General features: G+C 68.2%; 24 protein-coding genes, 1 tRNA gene and 1 pseudogene. 11 read left to right on the forward strand and 15 right to left on the reverse strand.

Annotation, left to right across the window (positions count from 1 at the left end):
• Positions 1-87 precede the first annotated feature (87 nt).
• The 4 genes and pseudogenes from ABZ532_RS29390 to ABZ532_RS29405 all read right to left on the reverse strand — a co-directional run.
• Positions 88-761: pseudogene (locus ABZ532_RS29390) on the reverse strand (transposase); the annotation flags it as partial.
• A 158-nt stretch (positions 762-919) separates the two neighbouring features.
• Positions 920-1,951, reverse strand: coding sequence for a LacI family DNA-binding transcriptional regulator (locus ABZ532_RS29395; protein WP_361290347.1), 1,032 nt, complete (start codon positions 1,949-1,951; stop codon positions 920-922).
• Positions 1,952-2,409: 458 nt separating this feature from the next.
• Complete coding sequence (locus ABZ532_RS29400; protein ID WP_361290350.1) at positions 2,410-3,642, reverse strand: IS701 family transposase; 1,233 nt, start codon at positions 3,640-3,642, stop codon at positions 2,410-2,412.
• Between the two features lie 369 nt (positions 3,643-4,011).
• The gene (locus ABZ532_RS29405; protein ID WP_361290432.1) at positions 4,012-4,092 is read right to left on the reverse strand and encodes a chaplin family protein; all 81 of its coding nucleotides are present in this window, start codon (positions 4,090-4,092) and stop codon (positions 4,012-4,014) included.
• Positions 4,093-4,554: 462 nt separating this feature from the next.
• Here ABZ532_RS29405 and ABZ532_RS29410 point away from each other — a divergent pair, with 462 nt between their 5' ends.
• Positions 4,555-4,839 carry a DUF6303 family protein gene (locus ABZ532_RS29410; protein WP_361290435.1) on the forward strand — a complete coding sequence of 95 codons (285 nt, stop codon included), beginning with the start codon at positions 4,555-4,557 and terminating at the stop codon, positions 4,837-4,839.
• 70 nt (positions 4,840-4,909) lie between these two features.
• Here ABZ532_RS29410 and ABZ532_RS29415 read toward each other — a convergent pair whose 3' ends face one another.
• Positions 4,910-5,311 (reverse strand): ATP-binding protein, encoded by a 402-nt coding sequence (locus ABZ532_RS29415; protein ID WP_361290438.1) that lies wholly within the window; start codon positions 5,309-5,311, stop codon positions 4,910-4,912.
• 322 nt (positions 5,312-5,633) lie between these two features.
• Here ABZ532_RS29415 and ABZ532_RS29420 point away from each other — a divergent pair, with 322 nt between their 5' ends.
• Positions 5,634-5,960, forward strand: a complete 327-nt coding sequence (locus tag ABZ532_RS29420; protein WP_361290353.1) for a plasmid stabilization protein — start codon at positions 5,634-5,636, stop codon at positions 5,958-5,960.
• 25 nt (positions 5,961-5,985) lie between these two features.
• The gene (locus ABZ532_RS29425; protein ID WP_361290356.1) at positions 5,986-6,336 is read left to right on the forward strand and encodes a PRC-barrel domain-containing protein; all 351 of its coding nucleotides are present in this window, start codon (positions 5,986-5,988) and stop codon (positions 6,334-6,336) included.
• A 202-nt stretch (positions 6,337-6,538) separates the two neighbouring features.
• On the opposite strand, the gene ABZ532_RS29430 is transcribed toward ABZ532_RS29425, so the two are convergent.
• The gene (locus ABZ532_RS29430) at positions 6,539-6,907 is read right to left on the reverse strand and encodes a hypothetical protein (RefSeq protein WP_361290359.1); all 369 of its coding nucleotides are present in this window, start codon (positions 6,905-6,907) and stop codon (positions 6,539-6,541) included.
• 66 nt (positions 6,908-6,973) lie between these two features.
• On the opposite strand from ABZ532_RS29430, the gene ABZ532_RS29435 reads away from it, so the two are divergent.
• Positions 6,974-8,317, forward strand: coding sequence for a hypothetical protein (locus ABZ532_RS29435; protein WP_361290362.1), 1,344 nt, complete (start codon positions 6,974-6,976; stop codon positions 8,315-8,317).
• A 265-nt stretch (positions 8,318-8,582) separates the two neighbouring features.
• Here ABZ532_RS29435 and ABZ532_RS29440 read toward each other — a convergent pair whose 3' ends face one another.
• Positions 8,583-9,956: a hypothetical protein gene (locus tag ABZ532_RS29440; protein ID WP_361290365.1), complete on the reverse strand. Its 1,374-nt coding sequence runs from the start codon at positions 9,954-9,956 to the stop codon at positions 8,583-8,585.
• Positions 9,957-9,998: 42 nt separating this feature from the next.
• Positions 9,999-10,667: a hypothetical protein gene (locus tag ABZ532_RS29445; RefSeq protein ID WP_361290368.1), complete on the reverse strand. Its 669-nt coding sequence runs from the start codon at positions 10,665-10,667 to the stop codon at positions 9,999-10,001.
• A 468-nt stretch (positions 10,668-11,135) separates the two neighbouring features.
• Here ABZ532_RS29445 and ABZ532_RS29450 point away from each other — a divergent pair, with 468 nt between their 5' ends.
• Both ABZ532_RS29450 and ABZ532_RS29455 read left to right on the forward strand, forming a co-directional pair.
• The gene (locus ABZ532_RS29450) at positions 11,136-11,342 is read left to right on the forward strand and encodes a hypothetical protein (RefSeq protein WP_361290371.1); all 207 of its coding nucleotides are present in this window, start codon (positions 11,136-11,138) and stop codon (positions 11,340-11,342) included.
• A 47-nt stretch (positions 11,343-11,389) separates the two neighbouring features.
• Positions 11,390-13,129, forward strand: a complete 1,740-nt coding sequence (locus tag ABZ532_RS29455; RefSeq protein WP_361290374.1) for a hypothetical protein — start codon at positions 11,390-11,392, stop codon at positions 13,127-13,129.
• A gap of 105 nt (positions 13,130-13,234) precedes the next feature.
• On the opposite strand, the gene ABZ532_RS29460 is transcribed toward ABZ532_RS29455, so the two are convergent.
• Positions 13,235-14,578, reverse strand: coding sequence for an endonuclease domain-containing protein (locus ABZ532_RS29460; RefSeq protein ID WP_361290377.1), 1,344 nt, complete (start codon positions 14,576-14,578; stop codon positions 13,235-13,237).
• A gap of 232 nt (positions 14,579-14,810) precedes the next feature.
• On the opposite strand from ABZ532_RS29460, the gene ABZ532_RS29465 reads away from it, so the two are divergent.
• Positions 14,811-15,893 (forward strand): integrase, encoded by a 1,083-nt coding sequence (locus ABZ532_RS29465; protein WP_361290380.1) that lies wholly within the window; start codon positions 14,811-14,813, stop codon positions 15,891-15,893.
• Positions 15,894-16,016: 123 nt separating this feature from the next.
• On the opposite strand, the gene ABZ532_RS29470 is transcribed toward ABZ532_RS29465, so the two are convergent.
• Positions 16,017-16,682 (reverse strand): restriction endonuclease, encoded by a 666-nt coding sequence (locus ABZ532_RS29470; protein ID WP_361290383.1) that lies wholly within the window; start codon positions 16,680-16,682, stop codon positions 16,017-16,019.
• A 327-nt stretch (positions 16,683-17,009) separates the two neighbouring features.
• Here ABZ532_RS29470 and ABZ532_RS29475 point away from each other — a divergent pair, with 327 nt between their 5' ends.
• The gene (locus ABZ532_RS29475; protein WP_361290386.1) at positions 17,010-17,375 is read left to right on the forward strand and encodes a hypothetical protein; all 366 of its coding nucleotides are present in this window, start codon (positions 17,010-17,012) and stop codon (positions 17,373-17,375) included.
• A gap of 211 nt (positions 17,376-17,586) precedes the next feature.
• On the opposite strand, the gene ABZ532_RS29480 is transcribed toward ABZ532_RS29475, so the two are convergent.
• The 3 genes from ABZ532_RS29480 to ABZ532_RS29490 all read right to left on the reverse strand — a co-directional run bounded on the left by ABZ532_RS29480 (position 17,587) and on the right by ABZ532_RS29490 (position 19,060).
• Positions 17,587-17,937: a hypothetical protein gene (locus ABZ532_RS29480; RefSeq protein WP_361290389.1), complete on the reverse strand. Its 351-nt coding sequence runs from the start codon at positions 17,935-17,937 to the stop codon at positions 17,587-17,589.
• A gap of 677 nt (positions 17,938-18,614) precedes the next feature.
• Positions 18,615-18,821 (reverse strand): hypothetical protein, encoded by a 207-nt coding sequence (locus ABZ532_RS29485; protein ID WP_361290392.1) that lies wholly within the window; start codon positions 18,819-18,821, stop codon positions 18,615-18,617.
• Positions 18,818-19,060 carry a hypothetical protein gene (locus tag ABZ532_RS29490; protein WP_361290395.1) on the reverse strand — a complete coding sequence of 81 codons (243 nt, stop codon included), beginning with the start codon at positions 19,058-19,060 and terminating at the stop codon, positions 18,818-18,820. The genes ABZ532_RS29485 and ABZ532_RS29490 overlap by 4 nt, the downstream gene beginning before the upstream one ends.
• A 108-nt stretch (positions 19,061-19,168) precedes the next feature.
• Here ABZ532_RS29490 and ABZ532_RS29495 point away from each other — a divergent pair, with 108 nt between their 5' ends.
• Together ABZ532_RS29495 and ABZ532_RS29500 are read left to right on the forward strand one after the other, a co-directional pair.
• Positions 19,169-19,939 (forward strand): Ku protein, encoded by a 771-nt coding sequence (locus ABZ532_RS29495; protein WP_361290398.1) that lies wholly within the window; start codon positions 19,169-19,171, stop codon positions 19,937-19,939.
• A 175-nt stretch (positions 19,940-20,114) separates the two neighbouring features.
• Positions 20,115-20,188: transfer RNA gene (locus ABZ532_RS29500), tRNA-Met, on the forward strand.
• 246 nt (positions 20,189-20,434) lie between these two features.
• Here the strand turns inward: ABZ532_RS29500 and ABZ532_RS29505 are convergent.
• A complete protein-coding gene (locus tag ABZ532_RS29505) occupies positions 20,435-20,635 on the reverse strand; it encodes a cold-shock protein (protein WP_361290401.1) in 201 nt (66 codons plus the stop codon).
• Between the two features lie 270 nt (positions 20,636-20,905).
• Positions 20,906-21,244 (reverse strand): MerR family transcriptional regulator, encoded by a 339-nt coding sequence (locus ABZ532_RS29510; protein ID WP_361290404.1) that lies wholly within the window; start codon positions 21,242-21,244, stop codon positions 20,906-20,908.
• Between the two features lie 843 nt (positions 21,245-22,087).
• Here ABZ532_RS29510 and ABZ532_RS29515 point away from each other — a divergent pair.
• A complete protein-coding gene (locus ABZ532_RS29515) occupies positions 22,088-22,477 on the forward strand; it encodes an ATP-binding protein (protein WP_361290407.1) in 390 nt (129 codons plus the stop codon).
• Positions 22,478-22,639: the final 162 nt, after the last annotated feature.

The following is a 22,639-nucleotide window of genomic DNA, read 5'->3' on the forward strand; positions in this document are numbered from 1 at the left end:
GGAACCGGCCCCACGACGTTCACCTCGAAGACGCCGACCCTCTCGTCCCCAGCTTTCCCGAACCCGAAAACATGCCAGTTACTTGACGCGGGACACGGGTGGCCGTCCGGGGCCGGCCCCTCGAGGTTTGGGAACACGGGCCGGGCAGTCGAGAAGGGAGCGCGGAGGGTAGGGTGGGCTTCTCCCAAGGCCGGCGGAGGTCTTCGGCGAGGGGACGTGCCAGCCGGAGCTGGGTGTGAGCGACGATCAGCATCCAGGTCCAGCGGTCCGCCGCCTCGGGAGTACGAAATTTCGGTGCCATCCAGCCCAAGGTCTGCTTCGCGAAGCGGAAGGTGTGCTCCAAATCGAAGCGGCGGAGAGTGGCTGCCAGAAACGGTCAACATCGTCCGGGGTGGCGCCGGTCTTGGAGGACCCGGTGGGGCGTCCCGTTCCTTCGAAAGATGCTCGACCTTCAAACGCATCAGCGTTCCCTCGACCAAGGGGAGTTCACCGTTGTGCTCAAGCCAGGAGGAGCGATGGGTGAGCCGGGGGTGGACCCTGTCCCATGCCTGGGTCTCGGCCTTGCCGTAGTTGGTCGTGTCGGTGACCGTGGTGATCGCGGGCTCGGGCCAGGTCTCCGGTTTGGTAAAGCGGAACTCCGGGCCGTGTTTGGGCGGCCGACCGTTGACGCCGTGCATCCTCGGTGGTTTCGGCAGGCGCATGACGCGGTCGGAGCGGGCCCGGCCGACCAGCTCGACCGGCAGGTCGAGCAGAGCCCACGCTGCATGAAGACCAAAGTGGGGAAGTGTACCGCCCTAGCAGGTCTCTTTCATACTCATTGCAAGATCTTGTTCAACTGTTTTGTGCCCTCCGGAGGGCAGAATGGCCGCGGCCCGCACGCGGTGCGTACGGGTCGGAAGGGTGTGCCGAAGGCGTCGGACTACGGGCGGCGTCGCGGCGCCGACCCTGTGCTGGCGCGAACGACAAGTTCCGGGGCGAACAGCATTTCGTCCGTGTCGCCGATCGGTTTTCCCGACACCTGGCACAGCAGGACATTCACTGCGGCCAGGCCCAGGGCGTCGATCGGCTGACGGATGGTGGTCAGCGGCGGATCGGCGAAGGGCATGAAGGCGGAGTCATCGAACCCGACCACCGAGACATCACCGGGCACGTCGAGGCCACTGCGGCGTGCGGCTTGGATGACACCCAGGGCTAGTACGTCGCTCCCGCAGACCACGGCCGTGACGCCCTCTCTGAACAACCGCATCGCCGCCGCGCTGCCACCCTCCAGGCTATAGAGCGTGGGTGCGATGAAGCGCTCCGCATCGCCGTGCCCACGATGCCCGGCAAGTATGGCGGTCTCATCGCGGAAAGCCTGCGCCTTGCGGGCCGCAGGGATGTGGTCGAGATCCCCGACCGCGAGTCCGATGCGCACGTGCCCCAATTGGACCAGATGGCGTACGGCCAGGCGGACCGAGGCGGCGTCATCCGTGGACAGACATGGCAGATCCAGACCGTCGGCAACACCGTTGATCACAACCGCAGGTAGCCCCCGCTCCCTCAGCCGTACGTAGTGACCGTGGTCCCGTGAAGTCAGCGAGTGTTCCCCGGAAACGAAGATCACACCAGCTACCTGATGTTCCAGCAGCGTGTCGGCAAAGTCGCTCTCCCTGACGCCGGCCGCGGTGCCAGTGCACAGAATGGATGTGTAGCCACCCCGCGCCAGACCACTTCCGATCACTTCGGTATAGGCGGGGAAGACCGGATTGCCCATCTCCGGCACAACGAGACCGACGAGAGGGTTCGCCCTGCCCCGCAGCGGCACCGGGCGCTCATAGCCAAGCACATCCATCGCAGTCAGGACGGAAGCACGAGTGGCCTCCGCAACGCCTGGCTTCCCGTTAAGCACTCGACTCACGGTCGCCTCACTGACCCCAGCGTATTCCGCTACCCTCATCAATCGGCTTGCCATCCCGCAAGCATATGACGGGATCTTGCAGGCTTGACGCACGCAGCAAACCGGGACTGCCAGGCAGGCCAGGGGCGGCGGAGACAGCGGCGGGCGGTTTCGAGCTTGCGCCCACGGCCGTTGATCGACGGCAGAGCTGCAGAACCCCTCCAATACGCCGTGGTCCTTCCGTTTCGGTTGAGCAATATCTGGTGGGGGGAGGCAGTTGTGGTCATGCAGTGGTCCGAACAGGCTTGGTGATATCCCGGTGGCGCCCGTCCCTGCCGCCCGAAGGCTGGGCAGCCAGGCGGCCTGCCCCAGCGGCTGCGGCTGGGCCTAGTACTGCAACCGCATGTGGGGGTCGTGGCCTCGGTGTTGGTAGTGGCAGCGGCGGGCTCGGGCTTGGCTGCGGCGCCGGAAGTGTGACCAGTGCAGATGGTGCTCGTTGGTATGGCGGCGGGGAGTGACGACGACGTGCCCGATCAGCCGGCGGATCTCCGGGACGCTGAGGGGTATGAGGTCTTGTTCGTCGTCTCCGCTGCCCCTTTTGTGGCTTCTTGGGCGCGGACGGCCGTGAGGCAGGCAAGGGCGGCCATGGCCAGGGTGATGTGCCGGTACCAGGCCCGGTAGAGCCGCACCTGGTAGTGGTCGAGTCCGCACTCGCCTTTCGCGGTCTGGAAGCATTCCTCCACCTGCCATCCGGCGCCGGCGGTCTTGACCAGGTCTGTCAGCCGGGAAGTGACAAGGCCGTAGCAGGCGTAGTAGGCGATCTCAGTCGGGTCCGAGAGGCTGCGGCGGGCGAGCACCCAGTGCCCGTACCCGCCCTCCCAGGACGGCCGGATGGCGACGCGTGCCCAGTGGTAGATCCGCAGGCCGTGGGCGCCGGCTCCGGCCGAGATCCGCTTCCACGCCTGCTTGGGCAGCGCCGCGATCAACTCGTCGACCCGCATGTCGCGGCCGCCGGTGGTCACGACGGTGTCGTTGACCTTCGTGGCCAGCACATATGCCACCCCGCGTTCCTCCAGCCACATGCGGAAGTGTTTGACCTGCCCGTATGCCTCATCGGCGGTGACCCAGGCGAACGGCACCGCGGCGTCGATGGCGCGTTGCAGCATCCACTTGAGGTGCTCGATCTTCGTGGTGAACGGCACCGTGTCGTCGATGCCGGCCGCGCGGCAGCGGTCGCGGTCGTCGGTCCAGGACCTCGGGACGTACAGTTCCCGGTCGATGAGTGCCCGTCCCTTGGCGGAGGCGTAGGCGAGGAAGGTGCCGATCTGGCAGTTCTCGGTACGGCCCGCAGTACCGGAATATTGCCGTTGGACACCGGCTGACCTGGTGCCTTTCTTCAGGAAGCCGGTGTCGTCCCCGATGAAGACGCCCTCCTTGGTGCCGATGCTCTCCACGACGAAGTCCCGGACGTCATCGCGGACCGCGTCCTCGTCCCACACGGAATGGTTGAGCAGGCGCTGCACACCGTCCGGACGGAGCTGGCCGACCTGCTCCGCCAGCGTCCACCCGTTCTTCTTCTCCAACGGCGCAAGCAGGCCCGTCAGGTAGTCCAGAGCCCGATCGCGTGGCTCCGACCTGCCAAAACGATGCCCGAACCGGGCATGCAACCCTGCTATCCCCTCGGACCACGACTCGATCTGCTCCACCGTCAGCGACTGATCACACTGTCGGACCAACGACCAACAACGCCGACAGTCACGCCACATGCGGTTGCAGTACTAACGCTGCTGCGCGTGGGCTCGGGCGGCTGCGGCTGTTCTGCGTCCCTGGCCTGGGTAGGGGGGCTACCGCTTGGGCGATGCAGCCGAAAGCCGTCCCTGTGTTGCCCCCGCGGTTCAGGTGCTGCCCACGGGTGGGGCGGCACCTGAAGGGGGCGCGGCAGCTGTGCCCGAAGAACGTCCCCAAGGCTGTTGGGTGAGGTCCGGAGCGGCTGTTCCGGATGGATGCGTTCCACGGGGGTCACCCGGGAGGAGCCGGGGTGGTGTGAGCCACGGCGAGCCGGTGGGCTTGCCTTGGCGTGTTCCCCGCCCCGGGCCGCAGGAGGAGAGCGAACCGGGGGCCGTGCTGGAGGGGGCTTAGTTGGTGCAGCTGTCTGCGGTGGCCTGGTTGAGCAGGCTGATCACGCCCAAGGTGGTTCCGCAGACATCGGCGGGCACGTGCGCGGGGACGTGGAGGGTGTAACCGGTGGTGATACCGGGGGCTGTTAGTGGCCGCGTTCACGGCGCCGGAGTCCGCCGCGGCACTGCCGACACCGGCGAGGACACCCGCCACGGTCAAAGCCGACACTGCGTACGCGGTTCGCTTGCTCATGGGAATCTCTCTCTGAAGCTGACAAAACAACGAGCACGATCCCACCGCGGCAACCCACCCAAAGTCCGGTATTTTCACCGGAAAGCAGCATGTCGGGGCAAAGGCTCCACGACAGCAGTCCAGGAACAGAACCTTTGGCCATCTGGACCTGTTGTACACCTGGCCGCCCGGCCCTCTAGCCTTCAGCCGCTCGCATAGTCGGGCGCCGTTGGTCGGCCAGGATGGCACTGAGCATCGCGCAGCGAACGAGGCGGTGACGGTGGTGAAGGCGGGGAGTTCTATCGGTGGCGGAGAATCTGATGGCCTTTATGCATCAGGCGCCGTCGGGCGCCTGGGGGCTGTGGGTCCGGCTGGAGGACGACACTCCACCTGGGCGGTGGCCGGGGCTGAGGTTTCCACCCGGGCCAGGGCCGACCGTCGAGCAGCGCACGGCCGCCTTGGCCAGCCTGGGGTTCACTCCCGTCCACAGTCCCCAGCACCTCGCCCTCCACGGCTGGGCCTGGAAAGAGATCAACGCAGGGACCACGGGCGGAATCACCCTCCTCGGTCAAACACCCGTGCGTTCCTTGACGCTCTCGGCTGACAGGGACTGAAGGACTACGCCGGGCGCATTCACCGGCGGGCTGGCCCTGTTGGGATGCGGAAGCGCCGTGAACCGTGTTGTCACACGGATCTGCTGCAGCCGGCGCCGTCGGTCAGGGCAATGCGGGCGGTGATGCGCTTGCCGACCGGTTCACCGTGGACCTGGAAGTCCTGAGCCACTGCCATGACGATTTCCAGACCGTGCTGGCCCACTCGTTCGGGGTTGGCTACCCGGGCCACCGGCTCGGCTGGGTGACTGTCCCACACCACGACTTCCACCAGGCCGTCGATGATCCGCAGCTCCAGCAGCATCGGGCCCGGCGCGTACTTGCACGCATTGGTGACCAGCTCGCTCACCACAAGTTGTGTCAGGTCCATGGCGCGGGCGGAAACGCTCAGGCCAGGGAGCGTCTGCCGACTGTGCTGTAGAAAGGCGACCGCGTGGTGACGTGCCCGTGCGATGCAGGCGCCGTCGTCGTCCAGCGCAACCGCGAACTGGAACGGTGCCGCCCCGAAGGCAACGCTCCTTACGTTTGGGACCTCAGCTGTGTCCACCGCCGCTCCCCCTATGTAAGACCTGCCCCCACATGCTGCTCACACACTATTCACACATCCCTCTGAGGGGGCCCGCGGCGCAGGCCTCGGTAAGGAGCGGCAGTCGAGGCGCCTGCGGAGGCGGGCGGGGGGACCGGGCTGTCCGGGTGGCGGGAGGGCCGGTGGGTGTGGAGTGTGGAAGGGCTGAAGCCCACGCGCCGGGGAAGGCGCTGTAGTGAGTCTCAGAGCAGTAGCGGAAGGGATGAGGGTCATGCCGGCAGGATCCAGCAAGAAGCGGGAGCGGCAGTACGAGCACATCAAGGACAGCGCCGAGAAGCGCGGCATGTCCGAGGGCCGGGCGAAGGAGATGGCCGCCCGCACGGTCAACAAGGAGCGGGCACGCTCCGGGGAGGCGAAGTCGTCCAGCAAAGCCTCCACGCGCGATCCGAAGTCCGCGCCCCAGCGGGGCGGGCAGCGATCCCACTCCGGCGCGCAGGGCCCGACCAGGGACCAGCTCTACGAAGAGGCCAAGAAGAAGAACATCGAGGGCCGCTCCACCATGAACAAGCAGGAATTGCGCAACGCCCTCGGCCGCTGACCCTCCGCAAACGGAATTCGTTCGCATGAGCTTCGACATGTGGGCCTACCACCCGGAGTCACACCACACCCCCGGCATGGTCTTGATCGGCTACACGGTGGTGGCCACCGACGGGGATGTCGGCATCGTCCACGAGGACATCGAGGAGCTCGGCTCCACCTACGTGGTCGTGGACACCGACCCATGGGTCTTCAACGGCCCTGTGCTGCTGCCCGCCGGGACCATCATGCGCGTGGACCGCCACGCGAAGACAATCCTCGTCAACCGAACCCGGGACGAGATCAGGCACGCCCCCGCCTACGAGCCCAAGCGGCATCGCGGCGACAGCCAGTACCGCGACAACGTCGCGGACTACTACCGCCCCTTTTACACGTGACGCCGAGGTGTCCGGCCGCTTGGCGCCGGAGCGAGGCGAGGCGAGGGCCCGGTGTCCGGGGTTGTTGGTCCTCGAAGGTGCAGTCCGTGGCGCAGCTTTCTCCCTGAGGGGCTCGGCCGAACTCTGGCGTCCAGTCGTCACTGCGGCTCAGGCTGCGTCCCGGCCTGGTGGCCGTGGGGTCGGTGCCGGCTGGTTCCTGGCTTTACTCGCCGTTCTCCATGAGGCGCTTCAGGTCCTGGAGCCGTGGATGCTGGCGGTGGAACTCAGCGTTCATCCACATGATCCCGAGTTCGATCTCGGACTGGTCCAGACCGGTCTGCTCGGTCAGAGCTTTCACGCTCAATCCCCTGGAGTGAGCCTCCAGGACTCGCGCGATCTTCGCCGCCCACAGCCCGGCTTTCTCACACGGCCGGCTTTCGTACTGTTTGACGAGCTCGGCCAGGTGCTCGGCCGAACACGCCACCACGGCACGCTTACCGTCCAGCCACGGATCTTGGGCACGCTTACCGTCCAGCCACGGATCTTGGTCATGGATTGCCGATGCATCAGGCACCAGGGCGTAGTACTTCATGCCGTTTGAGACGGCAGCCCCGCACAGGTCACAGAGCCCAGCGCCAACCTGGCGGCACTGTCGGCTGTGCCCGTCCCCGTTCTGCTCAACACCGGCATTCCGGCGGACACCACCTACCTGGATGGCGTCCGGGACCAACAGGCCCTGCTGACGAAACTGCGCGCCGCCGCAGCCACCCGCGGCCCGCTGCTCGTCTACCTCTCCGGCCGCCTCACCATCGACCGGCGCGCCCGCCAGCTCTACCTCGCGCTCGCGCTCGCGCACACCACGCCGTCCACCGTCCGCTACACCGCGCTGCCCTGGGAGTGGCTGGGCACCGAGCTGCGCCACCGCCCAGCCGGACTGACCACCGTGATAGTCGACCTCGCCGCCGACAAGCACGCGTGGCCCCAGCTGCAGGAGTCCAGCGCACTGGCTACTCCCCCGACCGCCGAGGTCTACGGCGTCATCGCTCCCCCCGGCTACGCCGGCAACACCGGCGTGAGCCCGTACACGCGCGGGATCATCGAGCAACTCCGGCGCAACCACCCCGACCGGCCCGCGAACTCCCGGCTGCACGCCCTTGCCGCTGGCAGCGTGGCGCTGCCGCCCGGGGCACTGGTCCTCCCCCACACTCGGGAGCTACCCGCCCCGCAGAGCGATTCGTGGCCGTCGGCGGAGTCCAACGTCCAGCGTCTGCTGGCGGGCGACCCGGCCCCGCTGGGCCACCTCAGAGAACGCTCTCGCCAGCAACAGGCGAGGCCCCGCGAGGTCATATCCCCACCCCCGGCACCGCCCCAGGCGCAGCCGGCCGGGCCCGTACTGCCCTCGCCCCGGCCCGCGTACGACGACGTCGACCACCACCGGCAGCGCGCGGCCCCCGCCGCTCACCCCGTCCGTGCCCCGCACCCCGGCCACGAGACCCCCGCGACTGCCGCCCCGCCGCAGCCCATTGCGGCGCAGCAGCCAGCACCACCCCACACCGCGCCCTCCATGCCCCCGGGCGACCCGCGGCCGTACATCCGCTCGATGGCCGAGCAAGGACGATTCACCGAGGCGATGCAGCTGGCCCAAATCTGGGAGCAGCACACCCTGGACAACTACGGCATCGACTCCGCCCAGGCCACCCAATGGACCGAGATACGCGCCGACCTCGCGAAAATGCAACGCAACTGGGTGCTCGCGACACAGCTGTGGATCGCCGCAGGCCGTACGCGCCTGGCCCACCAGGCGATCGACGCACCCGAAATTCTCGCTGCGGCAAAGAGCGCCCACTACTGCTGGACACAGATCCAGGACCCGCGGCGCGCCATCGACTGCGGCCCGGACCTCATCGCCCTCTTGCGGGCCCTCCCCGCGCTCGACCGCCGACACGTCTCCACCGCACAACAGCGGCTGGAGTACCTCCACGCGCTGCCCAGCGGACGCTAGTACCGGAGACAACACGATGAAGCGCCCGTGGCCCTACGTCCTGCAGGCCATCTACGCCGACATGGTCATGCGGGCCGCCGACCTCAACCCCATGGAGCCGTACCTCCACCACAACCGCCCCTGGCTCTGCCAGTGCGCGAAATGCGGCGCCATCGTCACACCACGCTTCCGGCAAATACGCGACGGGTGGGGAGGCTGCCGCAGCTGCGCCATGGTCGCCCGCAACGCCGCCTTGCGGCAGGCAGCCCACGGGGCGGGCTTGGACTCAGCGCTCAGCGCCCCCGCCGACGCCCTCCCGCAGGCAGAGTCCGCCACGGCGTCCGCTGCTCGGGCTGAGCCTGGTCCTCGCGCTCGACGGTGAAGAGGACTCAGGCGGGTTCAGTCGTTCCGACGGCGACGGGGGAGCCTCGCTGATGACGGCCCTGCGCAGCTGCTCCAGCTTCGGAGGCAGCAGCCCGGCGAGACCGTACCGGCTGCGGCCCCGGCGGTAGGAGGTGACCAATCCGTTCTCCTCGAGCGGCATCCCGGGTGGGCGGTTGAGCGTCGCGCCTTCCTCGCCCGCGTGCCCGTCGTGGTTGTGCCACAGCGAGACCCACAACCGCGAGGTGCCGTGGGCGCGTTCGGCCAGCTCCGCACGCACTGGCAACCAGCGGCCGAGCGCGGCCCGGGCCAGAGGTGACAGCTCGAAGTGCTCGCCCTCGCCGTCCAGGTCGCCACCGCCGCGCTGTGGACGGCGCTCGACATACACCGCAGTGTTGTCCGGGGTGAAGTCGTCCAGGCGCAAGGCCGCAAGTTCCCCGGAACGTGGCGCTGCGTCGAGGACCAGGCCGAGTACGGCGGTCAGCCTGATCTGACCGGGCGGCATGTGTCCTGCGAGGTCCTGGTCGAGCTGACGGCGAAGCGCCACGAGGTCACCGAAGGCAGGGGTCGGCTGTAGCTGCAGCGCCCCACCGCCGAGCAGCAACGGAGCCAGGCCGAGGGCCTCGCGCAGCACGTCCACGCACTGTCGGCGGATCTCGTTCGTTGCCTCCGACGTCGGTGGGCGCTGCCCGTCGACCAGCCGGGTGCGCAACGCTCCAGACTCCGCGAGCCGGAGGTACGGGCGGAGTGCTTCTTCCTCGAGGAGTCGGCGCAGGCGGCGTCGCGCGGTGACGGGCAGTGCGCCCCGTTCCAGGGCCCGGCCCAGTTCCCCCGCGGACCATCCCGAGCTGACGCCGTCGCGCCTCGCCGACGACCAGGTCGTCCAGCAGGCGGTCCAGGGCGGTGATCGAGAGATACTCCGGCACGCGCCGATTCTCCCGTACGGCCAGCCCGCCGCGCCGTGCACTGCGGGTTTCTGGACTTTCTGGACCCCTCTTAATGCGCGCACGTGTACGCGCGAGCGTCCCGTGGGCCGATCACCTCTCCCGGCCGGTGAACGCGTCCGCCCAGCGCACAAGGCCGGTACGCACGGCCGCGAGTGCGAGCAGGCCGAGGGCCAGACCCACGGCGAGCCGGACTCGAAGCCGGGCCCGCCGCAGCGGACGAGAGTGTCGAGGAGCAGGCCCGCGAGCAGCCAGGCGTACAGCTCCCGCCAGTGCCGCGCCCAGAGGACGGAGCGGATCGAGCGGCGGGCCGAGATGTTCTTCTTCCAGTTCATGACCGGACCGTCACACCAAAAGCGGACACCCCCGCCGGACGCTCAACCGAGATCTGGCTTCGGCCGCCCGCATAGGGGACAGGGCTCGCCGGGCCCGCGCTGCGCGTCGATGTTGCGGATCAACTCCTGATCACCCCTCTGCTCCGTGCTGCAGCGCGCTGGCGAGGTCGGCTCCGATACCGTAGCCGGGGCTGTCGTCGAGGAGTTCTTTGCGCTTGTTGTAGCGCTGGGTGGTGCGGGAGTCCTTGTGGTCGGCCCAGCGCTGGACCTTGTCCGGCCCGGCGACATCGCCCCGCCGAGGTCCTGGTCGAGCTGACGGCGCAGGGCAACGAGCGTGCCGGAGTCGGGGGTCGGTCGTAGCGGCATCCGCCCGCCAGCGCCGAGCTGCAGCGGGGGCAGACCGTACGCCCCGCGCAAAAGGTCCAGGCACTGGGCCCGCGCTTCGTTCGTCGCCTCCGAGGTGGGCGGGTAGCCGCCGGCCATCTGCCGGGCCCGCAGCGCGCCGGACTCGGCAAGTCGCTGGTACGGCGCGAGCGCCTCCTCCTCGAGGAGCCGCCGCAAGCTCCTGCGCGCCGTGGTGGGTAGCGGGCCCCGCGCCAGCGCCCGGCCCAGTTCCCCGCGGACTATGCCGAGCTGACGACGGCGTGCCTCGCCGACGACCAGGTCACCGAGGAGGCGGTCCAGGGCGGCGAGTGAGGGGAACTCCGGCATGCGTCCGATTGTGGCGTACGGCTCGCTATCCCCGCCTCGTGCTCAAAGAGGTCCTGGACTTTCTGGACCTGCCGGGACACAGGAAGCCGGACCGGATCGCCGTTCCGGCGGGCCAGGAGAGGATTACGTCCCCCTGCGCCAGCCTCGCCGCCGAGCACTACATCAATGCCCGGACAGAAGTGAATTGCCGGTTGAAGCGATGCTCATCCTTAGGTTTCCGATAACTGCAGCAACGCCGCATGCCGTATTCAAGCCATGCTGGCCCTCGTTGCGTAATCGAACTATTTGTGCCTCGGTGGGCGATGGAGGATTCTCGCTGTCGGCTGAATCCGACCGGCTAGGCGGGCCATTTCGATGGAATGGGCCGGCTCGTATGACTGTATGAGTTACTGTCTGCATATTCCCCTGTCGTGGTGAATGGATAGATAGTGGTACGGAAATGCTGGACTCTCTAGCAGGAGGTTCGTCATGTCCTCGCCGCCGCCGGTTGATTCGCGTAAAGCACTGGATTTCCTCAGGAGTAGTGGGCTGGTTGATCTCAGCGTTCCCCTGGAGCGTGTGGTCGGTCAGGTCAGTCAGTTGGATGACGTCGCAGGTTACGTACTGGCTTGGGAGCGCTACGTCCTGGTCGTCGCTAACGAAGTAGCCGACGCCGTCACCCCCGCAGACAGCTGATCCCACCCAGAAGTAGCTCGAATCAAGGTGACCGCCGGGAGGAATCGATGATGGAAACAGAAACGCCCGGCGTCTGGTCGTCTCGAAGGCGCGTGGTGGAGGACCGGGCTGTTGCCTGGCTCGCCGCGCGCCGGGACCTGCTGGACCCCCGCCGCGCTATGCCGGATTGTGTGCTGTTCACGCGGAAAGCGCTGATTGAGACGGCCTTCCTTGTAGGGCTGCGTGCCCGGCTCGATGACACGCCTCTTGATGGGGAGTACGCGGCCATTTTTGAGCAGGTTGCGGATATCGCTGCTCAGCCGTCGTACCGGGAGATGATCGCGCGGGACGAACAGGCTCTCCTGCTGTACGCGGGAACGTATGCCGCGCTGCGGCTGTGCGGCCGTGAGGACCCAGAGTTCCGGCGGATCATCCAGCAGGCTGTCGACGGTGGATACGCGGCGTCGTTTGAACGAGTTCCCTACCGGCAGCTGGACCTGCTCCACACGCTGTACCTGTGTGGGATCGAGCATGACCTGCCGCCGATGGACACGGTCCTTCCGTTCACTCTTCTGTGCCAGCACCCGAACGTCCTCAAGCTGGCCGACCGCGACATCTACGCCATCACCCATACCGTCTTCTACGCGACCGACTTCGGTCAGCGCGAGCCGGTATGGCCCCGCGGCTACAGCCCCGGCAGAGCCATCGAGCTCCTCGAAGCGCTCCTCGTCCTGGCCGAAGCCCGCTCGAATGCCGACCTCGTCGGGGAACTGCTGTGCTGCCTGTACTGCCTCGGCATCAACCACTCCGACGCAGCCAACCAGGCTTGGGTCTTCCTGGAATCCGTCCAGGAACCCAACGGACGAGTCAACGGCCCCGAAGGCATCATCCACCCCAGCCTCGACGGCAAGGACGAGGACTTCCGACACTGGGCCGAGGGCTACCACACCACCATCGTCACAGCCCTCGCCGGCCTCCTCGCACGCAGCCCCCGCCGCCTCACCAGACCCCGCCCCAACCTGCCCGCCGCAGAAGTCCCCCTGGAAGCCATCCTGCGGCGCGCAGTCGTATGGCTGTCCGACCAAAGCACGAGGCAGGATCCACGTGAGGGGCTTGCCGGAATCACCACCGCCGCTATCGGCGCGACCGCCCTCCACGAACCCCAACTCACCCAGCCGTGCCTTGAGCAGTACGCGGTACTCCTCGCAGACGCCGCTCCGGACATGTGGCAGGAGCAGGGCATGGAAGTGGCCGGCGAGTTCGCCCTCGCGCTCCGTGCAACGGGATCCAGCTGCCCATCCCTGGACGCCTTCCTCACCACCACAGCCGACGTGGTTGCTTCGCTGGACAAAATCCCAGCCGACGTCGCAGGCGGTGTGCACCGCCTGATCAGCCTCGGGTTCCTTCCTCCATCAACCAGCGCAGCCATCCCGCCACAGTCCACGTCACACGAGCCGCGCACCTACCCCCTGCAGGCCGCTACCTCACTACGCGAAGCCCAAGCCACGTATCACCTCGGACAGCTCGCCAGCACCATCCGCACCCTCGCCCAGACCGGCTGGAGCCAGCACCGCATCACCCAAGACGCCATCGCCTTCCTCACCGCCCAACAGACCACCACCGGAGCATTCGGCTACCCCACCAGCGACAACCCCGCCGCACGACAACAAGCCCAATACTCCTGGACCAGAAGCACCATCACCGCCCTCGCCACCACCATCCAAGCCCAAGCCTCACCCCCAGAAGCAAGTCTGGAAAAAGAAGAACACCCCGACTTCGAACCGCAGCGCCGTCAACACCTGACCTGAACCACGCGGACGCCGCGTTGAAACCGTGCCCGCGCAATCGACGAGGAGGTCCAGGAACAGCCCGGCCAGCAGCCAGGAACTCACTGCAGGGCCTGGCGCTGTCGCTCAGAACAGCGCCAGGCCCTCACCGCTGGTGTCCGCGATGACCGGCCGGGACCGGGTGGGGAGGCCGTCCAGGCGGTCGGGGCCGGCAGCAGCGGCCACGGCAGGGGCAGTCTCGGCCAGCCAGCTCCCGAACCGCTCGGCGGCTTCGCGGTAGGGGACGCGCGCCAGGACACGGTGCTCACCGGAGGGGCAGAAGTCGACGGCGACCATGAGCAGGCACGAACGGGGCGCGTGGTGGCTGCCCGTCCAGGACACGCGCAGCACGCCGCAGGGTTTGCGCCCGCGGGAGCCGCGGGCGTCCCTGTGGGTCGGGCGCAGTGGCCGGCAGGCTATGTAAGCGGTCCAGGCGGCGAGGTGCGGCAAGGGGAGGGTGGTGCGGGCGCGGCAGCCGGGACAGCGATGCCAGTGGCGGAGCCAGTCGCCGACGCGGGTGTCGAAGAGGTGTGTGTAGTGGTCGGCCACACGAATGTCGTTGCTGTACAGGTGGTCGGGCCGTTCCAGCGTGTTGCAGGAGTGACAGACGGGGGCGCGAACGTAGCCGTGCTCGTGACAGTGATCGAGCACAGCGGCAGGCGCCGTGCGGCAGACGGCACACGCCCACCCAGCCACCTTGCGGGACATGTTCGGTTTCCGGCTGAGCACCGAGTACAGCTGCCCCTGCAGTTCCCCGGTGTACGAGCGCGGCGGGGCCGCTGGGCCCTCGAGGCTCGTCGTCTTCCCGCCGCCGCCAGCGGCTCGGGCCCGCCCGGGGCGGGAGGGCTGCTCAGGGACGGCTGCTCTTTCCCGGCCGGCTCGCGCGGCATGCAGCCACTGCCTTTCGGCGTGCTCGGCCGCGTCCAGCAGCCTGACCACGCCGCGCGGCAGCCACCACGTCCGCGTGTGGCCGTCGGTTCGCTCCACGAGGAGCCGCCGCCAATCGATCCCCGCCAAATGGCGCAACCTGCCGCCATCACCTCGCGCTGCCCACCCGGGGCCGCCCCGCTCCTGCAGCTCCCGGGCGATGCGCTGACGCCACCGCAGCGGCATTCCCTCCATGTGCTCCTGCGCCGGCGCGCCACGAAACGGACCGATGCGGACCAGGTCCCCGCCCTCCACCTCCACCGCGTTCAGTTCCGCCGCCGCCCGGCGTACCTCAACCTCCGACACACCCCGTTGGCCGCCGCTTGCCGCCACCACACGAGCGCCCAGCAGGACGTACCCCGCCCGGGCATCGGCAGGAGACCAGGTCAACGCCGCAGAAACCGCCGGCACAGCGCTGTCGGTCGTCAACTCGGCCCACAGAGCATCAGCGGCGCCCAGAGTGATCAGGCCGCCCTTGCGCCCCGAGATGACACGCTCTGACATACCGCCAGGCTAACGGCCCGGCCGAATAAGCAGTTCCTGGTCTCTCACCACTCGGAGTAGATCTGCTACGAGGCCGATCCGGCGATGCACCGCAAGAGCGCTGGGCCGGAAGTGGGATGCGCCGCTGAGGAAGTTTCGCAGTCCGTGCCCGCTCCGGGCTCCGGATACCTCACATATGCGGGACACAGATGGGACAGAGGACGGTACGAACAAAGGGGCGTGACGGAGCATCATGGAGCAGGTCGAGACGAGCAAGGACGTATCGCGCGTCGTGACGCCTACCGTTGTGCTGCCGGCGTCGGCCGGTCCGGTCGCAGGGACCGCCGAGACGTTCAGCCCCGACGTGCTCGCCAAGCTCCAGGAGCTGGAGGAGCGATCCGCGGCGCACGAGAAGAACCTGCGGCCGGACAACACCACCGACGCCTACGCCGCTGACTGGAGGCAGTGGGAGCAGTTCTGTGCCCTGCTCGAACTCCCCGTCACCGCCATCACGCCCGGCTCGCTGACCGCGTTCGTCGAGTGGCTGTGGGTCCAGCCCGGTTGGAGGAAGGGCACCTACACCGCGCCCCCGACCATTGACCGCCGCCTGTCCGGCGTGGTCGTCACCGGCCGCACCGACCACCACCTGGTCCTCGACAAGACCGTGGCCGCCCGCGCCCGCCGGGTGCTCAAGGCCAAGGTGAAGGAGCTGGAGAAGACCAAGGAGACCCGGGGCCGCGGCCCGGCGCCCGCGCTGCTCGCCGAGCACCTGCGCGCCACCGTGGTGGCAGCTCCCGACAACCGGCTGGGCATCCGCGACCGCTCCATCGGGCTGACCTGCTTCGCCATCGCCGGGCGCGAGCACGAGGTCGCCTTCCTGCGGGTGCGCGACTTCGTCGAGACCGAGCACGGCATGGAGGTCGACGTGCGGGTGTCGAAGATCAAGCCCCGGAAGGTGAAGGTGCCGTTCGGCTCACGGCCGAGCAGCTGCCCGGTGCGCGCGTGGCGGGCCTGGAAGGAAGAGGCGAACCTGACCGACCCCGATGACTTCGCCTACAAGCCGCTGCACAACCGCTGGCACACCGTCATGGAGGGCGGGCTGGACCCGGAGACGATCGGCGACGTCATCACCCGACTGGGCAAGTGGGCCGAGCTGAGCTTCCGCCCGACCGGGCACTCCCCGCGCCGCGGACTGGCCACCAGCTCCAAGCGCGCCGGCAACGACCGCAAAGTCATCGCCAAGCAGGGCGGATGGGTCGAGAACAGCGCCGCCATGGAGGGCTACTTCGAGGACGGGGACGGCTGGGAGGAGAACGCCCTGGTCAAGGTGCTGTAGCTCGGCACCCGCCCGCTGGCGGTCAGGGGCATCCGGGCAAGGAAAAGGGGCGCGGCGCTACGGGGGTAAGCACCGCGCCCTTGTGATGAGCGTATCCACGAAGTTCCGTCTCACACCGGGCACTCACCGAAGTTGCGGAGGTCTTTGGGGTGGTGGAAGCGCAGGAAGGATCTCCCACAACGGTCGCCCGTCCCGAGCCCATTGCTCCAGTACCCGCCGGTCGACCAAGTGCAGGCGCTGCTGTCGGGCGAAGTCGTGGGCAGGCCCGGAGATCCTTCCGTTGGTCACCATGACGACGACATCGCCGCCGTGCACCGGTCGCCCCGTGCCGTTGAGTGTCTGCAGCTCCGGAGTCCCGACAGCCGGGCCGCCCAGTCCCTTGCTCCGGTGCTTGCACTGGAGCACCCATAGTCGGCCGAGCGGGTCATGGCCCTTCACGTCGGCGCCGAGGTCGCCCCGGCCGCCGCAGCGCAGTGCGTCGTGGGATCCGTCGCGGGCCAGCAGATCACGTACGGCAACCTCAAAGGCGCTGTGGTGCATGGCGTCCAGCTGGCCGAGCGAGTAGGTCAGGCCCTCGACCCGCAGCTGCGCGGATCGCATCCGGTCAACCTGCTGGTAGATCCAGCCCGCGACGGCGAGAAGCGCCAGCAGGCTGAGCATGACCAGGACCCACCAGTGCGCCAACAGCCACTGTGCGACCTTGACCAGCACTAACCCGACGATCACGAGGCCGCCCAGCGCGACGAGCAGCTCTTCGTCGCTCTTACGCCGCCGCCGACGCGGGCTCACCGCGAAGCCCTTGCTGTCAGGGTGTACAGCGTTCCGCGCTGGCCCCGACTGCTGTGTTCGACGTCTTGGTATTCCCTGTTCCCGGGCACAGTTCCCCCTCGCTGCGGTTCCCCGACGCCTTCATGACAGCACCCGGCGCCGACAGTCGGCCAGTCCTCGGGATCACCCGTCCGAAAATCGCTGGCCGCCGCCCAACTGCTCTGCGCAGTCGGGGCGTTGGTCGCACGGGATTGTCAGTGTCGGTCGCTACCGTCGGATGTTGCGCCGAGGAACACCCGGCCCCGCCTGGGGGCGAATCTGGCCCCCTTTCACCGCCGCGGACCGCCCGTGACCTATGTACGCCCTCATGTCCGCCGCGACGGCACCCACGTCAAAGGCCACACCCGCCGCACCAGGCCGCGCACCGCACAGCCCCGTGTGACATCCCGACGCGCCACCCCGCAGCCCCGCCCGGGAGCTGCCGGACCGACGACCTACGTCCGCCCCTACTACCGCGTCGATGGGACCCGCGTACGTGGGCACCGCCGTTCGCTGAGCCCGCGCACCATCGTCGTAGCCGCGGGCTCCGGGGGCGCAGGTCTGCTGCTTCTGTTACTGCTGGCCCTGGCCGGCGACCCGGGAACCATCATCAAGGTGCCTGCCGGCACCACGCCGTCCCATCCGGCATCGGTCCCGGCCACCCACCACCGATAGGTTCCGCCCCAGACAGGGAGCGGACACAGCCAGGGCCCCGGACGGCGAACCGTCCGGGGCCCTGACGCGAAGACCGTCTACTGCTCTGTGACCGATTTGGCCTCCGTGCCGAGCCAATCGAGGATTTCCTGGCGGGAGCTCCGGCCGATGAGGTGGCGGCCCCGCCACGCGCGTACACGGGGAACTGGCCGGTTGTGCCGATCACCGCCAGTCAGCCGAGCACCCTCCAGGGCTCCCGGCCTTCCTTGTCAGGACCGGCCTGGGCCCACATGTCCCGGTCGAAGCTCTCATAGGCGCGCTGGAGGTACTCGGGAGACAGATGCGCCTCGTTGGCCATCTCCTCGTGGGTGATTCCGTTGGCGAGGGACAAGCCCACGAGGTCGTGCAACGCCTTCATCTGGAGCCGTACGCCCTCGACCGCGTCAGCCACCGCGTGGACCAGGCGGTCATCCCTCAGGCTCGTCCTGGCGTTGTCAGCGATCATTTGGGATGCCGCGACCAGCCCGGCGTCGACCCACTCGGCATCTTCGGACAGTTTGGACCGCCGCAGCTTGTTCTTCATGCCTGCACCGTAGGCCCAACAGGCATACGCGGGGAGGGAATTTGGTCGCCCCGCCGCACTGTCAGGCGAGCCTGCCTCCCAGGCCGGGGCGGATTTCGGACGTCCATGAGCACCACCGCAGGCGGGCGCATCTGGTACCTGGTCGATGTTGAGCGCCGCACCGTCTGGATCGACCGCGCCTCGACCGGCCACCCCAAGGCAACCGACCGATAGATCTTCGCCTGGACCAGCACGCCGGGCCGTCCGAGGGGAACGCGCACGGCCCGCCAGCGGGCAGCGCAGCCCGTGCGGCTCGGCGGCTACGTCCCCTCGCTCCGGCTTCCTGTGGCAGACGGAGCCACGGACAGGCCCGAACGGGCCGGTGCCCGCTCTTGCCAACCCCCGCCGCTCAAGTCGTCCACGGCCAGCCGTGCGGCCTCATCCCACGACAGGCGCCGCGGACCCCGCCGCCGACGACTTCCCGCCGACGCTCAAGGAACCGGATCTCCCACCGCGCGCCGGAACTCTGCTGCTCACTCATCAAGCAAGATCATCCCATGCTGGTCAGCAGCTCCGCAGCGACGCATTGACCTGCAAAAAGGGACGTTCGTGGAACTCGTGAGACCGTTCCACGCGCGCGCGAAGGCCCAGTCTCATCGGACGGCCCGCGCGGAACGGCGTCCAGCCCGGACCCACGGCTAGCAGAGACGGATGGAGCGCCAGCCCCGGCCGCGGCTGATCAGCCCGCGCTGCTCCAGTTTCCCCAGCTGGTAGGCCGTCGAGCCGGTGCTGGACAGGCCCACCGCACGGCTGATCTCCGCGACCGTCGGGGCCTCACCGTGGTCCGCGATCCACTCGCGGATGCAGCGAAGGATGTGGCGCTCCCTCTCGCTGATCTCGTTCATGCGGCGCCTCTCCACCCGTCGTCCTCACGGGCGGTGCGCCGCAGCTCGCCCCACATGGCCGGCGAGCGGCCCGTCTCCGTCCAGAACGGGTGCCTGGCCAGACGACACGACTCCACTATCAGGCGGCGCCGCAGCGCCGTCGTGCCGACCGCAGGGGAGCAGCGAGCCAGCGCCTCGTATGTGCGGAGCCAGTCGCGCTGGATCTGCAGCAGGTCGGGTGGGAAGCTGTTTCGCGCCATGGCTCGATTAGAGCACGTGTTCGAATTGCTGTGCACGTCGTGACACGTCACCCACAGGGGTGAAAGTGGCGGGATGCGCACCCGCTGCCAGCGGCCGACGCTGGAGACATGAGGGCCATCTGGTCCGGCATGATCCAGTTCGGGATGGTCGCGCTGCCGGTACGGCTCTTCGGGGCCACCGAGGAGCACGCCGTGCGCCTCCACGAGATCCATGCCCCCGACAGCAGCCGGGTGGAACACCGGCGCTTCTGCCGTGCCGAGGACCGGCAGATCCCGTACGACGAAGTGGGGCGCGGCTTCTCAATGCCCGACGGCACCGTGGTTCCGCTCTCCGAAGAGGACCTGGCCCGCCTGCCGCTGCCGACGAAACAGGTCGCTGCAGTGCTCGGCTTCGTGGCGGGCACGGACATCGACCCGATCAGCTACAGCAAGCCGTACTACGCCGGCCCCGGTGGACCCGGAGCCGAGAGACCCTACGCGCTGCTCGTGGAGGCCCTCGCCCGCACCGGCATGGTCGGCGTGGCCAAACTCGCCATCAGAAGCCGAGAACGCCTGGCACTGCTGCGCCCGCGCAACGGCGTACTGGTCGTTCAGACGCTGCTCTGGGAGGACGAGCTGCGTGAACCAGGAGACCTGGCCCCCTCAGCGCCGGTCACGGATCGGGAGCTGGAACTCGCCGAGGTGCTGATCCGGGAGTTGAGGGGCGTCGACAAACGCGAGTTGCACGACGAGTACGGCCACGCCCTTGAACAACTGGTCGCGGCCAAGGCCCGCGACGGGGAGCTCACCGGAGCGCGCACGGAAGCACTGCCGGCGGTGGACCTGATGGCGGCCCTGGAAGCAAGCGTCCAGGCGGCGCGAGCCGAGCGCGGCCAGTAGCACGGCGCGGTGACGGGCCCCCGCCATCCATAGGCAAAGCGGTCATATCGCTCGGTTTTTGCGCAACTTGCACAGGTCCACGCGCGGGGCGCGCGCAGGCCCAGGCGCAGTACCCACCCGCGCACAAATCCTGGTAAGGCGCAGGCCAGCCATGCCGTAGAGTTCTGTGCACCGACGCGGGGTGGAGCAGCTCGGTAGCTCGCTGGGCTCATAACCCAGAGGTCGCAGGTTCAAATCCTGTCCCCGCTACTGACTCAGCACGGCAAGGGCCCGACGTGTAGACGTCGGGCCCTTGCCGTTGGCCCCGTTGACACGGCGAACGATAACGCTGCTGGGCAGGACGGCTTGGGCCGTACTGCGACCCCGCCTACGGGGGCCCGGCCCCCTCCCCCCGCACCGGCATGGACTGTCAAAGGCCCAGGAGGTGCAGCGGGTGCAGGGGTCACGGTGGCATCGTCCGATTACCGGCCACGTCCGCGCGGGCGGGGGCGGAGGTCAGGCCGGAGTGATGTTCTCCGCCTGGGGGCCCTTGGGGCCCTGGGTGACGTCGAAGGTCACGGTCTGGCCCTCCTGGAGCTCACGGAAGCCCGAGGCGTTGATCGCCGAGTAGTGGGCGAACACGTCCGGGCCGCCTTCCTGGGCGATGAAGCCGAAGCCCTTCTCCGCGTTGAACCACTTCACAGTTCCGGTAGCCATGTCTCATCCTTCCAGTCGATGAACGCCTCCCGCACCGTGTGGAAGGCGGAGGTGATCGCCCTGGTCCCTGCGGCACCGCACAGCAAAACGCCCACGCCGGAGGCGTGGGCAATGGGGAAGTTCCGAACCACGACAGCTAACGCAGACGCTACATGTCCACACGCACTGTGACCAGGGAGGCAGTCGTACCTCTGGCCAGAGGTGTCGGACGCGGAGCGACGTGCCCGTGCGTGCGGCGGTCTGCTGGCGCCCGGCGGGGCGCGGGCCGTTTCAGGCCGTGGTCGTCGGGTTGCCTGATTCGGCGGCGTGGCGGTATTCGGCGTTGATGCGTTGGGCTTCTTCGAGTTGGTCTTCGAGGATGATGATGCGGCAGGCGGCCTCGATGGGGGTGCCCTGGTTGACGAGTTCGCGGGCGCGGGCGGCGATGCGCAGTTGGTATCGGGAGTAGCGGCGGTGGCCGCCCTCGGAGCGGAGCGGGGTGATCAGGCGGGCTTCGCCGATGGCGCGGAGGAAGCCCTGGCTGGTGCCGAGTATTTCGGCGGCCCGGCCCATCGTGTAGGCGGGGTAGTCGTCGTCGTCGAGACGGTCGAACGAGTCGTCTGCTGTCATCGCACCTCTCTTTGGAACACGCTGGAGGGGCCCTGGCGCCAGTGGCGCCAGGGCCCCGAAGGAACAACTACCATCTGCCGGTTTCAGTACTGCGCCGGCTTTCTGTGTCCGCACACCCACCCGGGAGCAGGTGAGGAATGCGGGGATCGCGGTTGCTCGACCGAAGACCACCTCACTCACGATGTCCTGCGGTACCCGGGCTCAGACATCCACCCGGGCGATCCTGATGGCGCCCGTTCCTCCTTCTTCCCTCTATGAACAACTACTGCGAACTGCCGGTACTGCGTACTGTGCTGTGACCTGAGGAAGCGTCACTCTTCGCAGGTGGGCAGCCGATCCCTCGCCCTGTCTCCTTGGCGGGAACTTCGCTGCCCTAGTTCCCGGTACGCGCGCCCGCAGCCGGCGCCTTTACCGGGGCCCTGCTCACTGACTTCACTGCTGGGTACTGCGAACTGCACTTACGGGTACTGCACTGCGGTACTGCTCCGGGGGCCCCTGAACACTGCGGGCCCCCCGGGCCGGTCATCAGTCCCGTCGCCGTTCAGCAACCACTTTGGCTTCGGAACTCCACCACCGAACCGTCCTGCGTACTGCAACTGCGGGTACTGCTGCCCGGCAGGTCATCTCTGCTGGGCCCTGCTGTCCGTCTTCACGGCTACGAGAGAAACCATAACCACACCACCAGTCAATGTCTACTCGGGCCAACACAGATTTACTCCGTTCCGGTGGTGAGGTCATCGTCCTCGGGCATGGTGGGATCAAGCCGGGTTAACCGCCCCGGGCCGGGGCACAAGCACCGGGCAGGCAGCGGGGTGGCATGGGCGATCCATAGACGGGGGCCTGATGGACACGATGAGCATCAGCGTCGCAACCATTCGCCACGCGACCTCCGTTGCCGACGCACGCGAGAACACCCGCGACTTCCTCGAAGCCCTTGTGCCGGCGATGGCAGCCGAGACCGCCGACAGCGTGCTCCTGGTCGTCTCCGAGCTCGTCACCAACGCCCTCCGCCACGGGGGCGGCACCTACGCCCTGGATTTGACCGCGCGCCCGGACAGCATCGAAGTGGCCGTGCAGGACGGCAGCCCGCAGGTCCCGCGCATGCGCACCCCCGACCTGAATGGCGGCACCGGAGGCTTCGGCTGGCCCATGGTCACCCGCCTCGCCCGTGCCACCGCCATCACCCGCCAGAAGACCGGCGGCAAGACCGTATCCGCCCTACTCCCCCGATAGTCAGTACAGGCTGTCATCCGAGACTCGTCGACCGCGGGGATCGAGGCCCTGAAGGACGGGAAGGGGTCCGCCGACGCAGTGTTCCCGCCGGTGATCAACAGTCTCGTTACGGGCAGATGCAGACAGCCTGGCATCTAGAGTGGCCACGTGCCCGAGGCCCCG

The organism is Streptomyces sp. NPDC019396, assembly GCF_040632375.1.
In the GTDB taxonomy this organism is placed as follows: Bacteria; Actinomycetota; Actinomycetes; order Streptomycetales; family Streptomycetaceae; genus Streptomyces.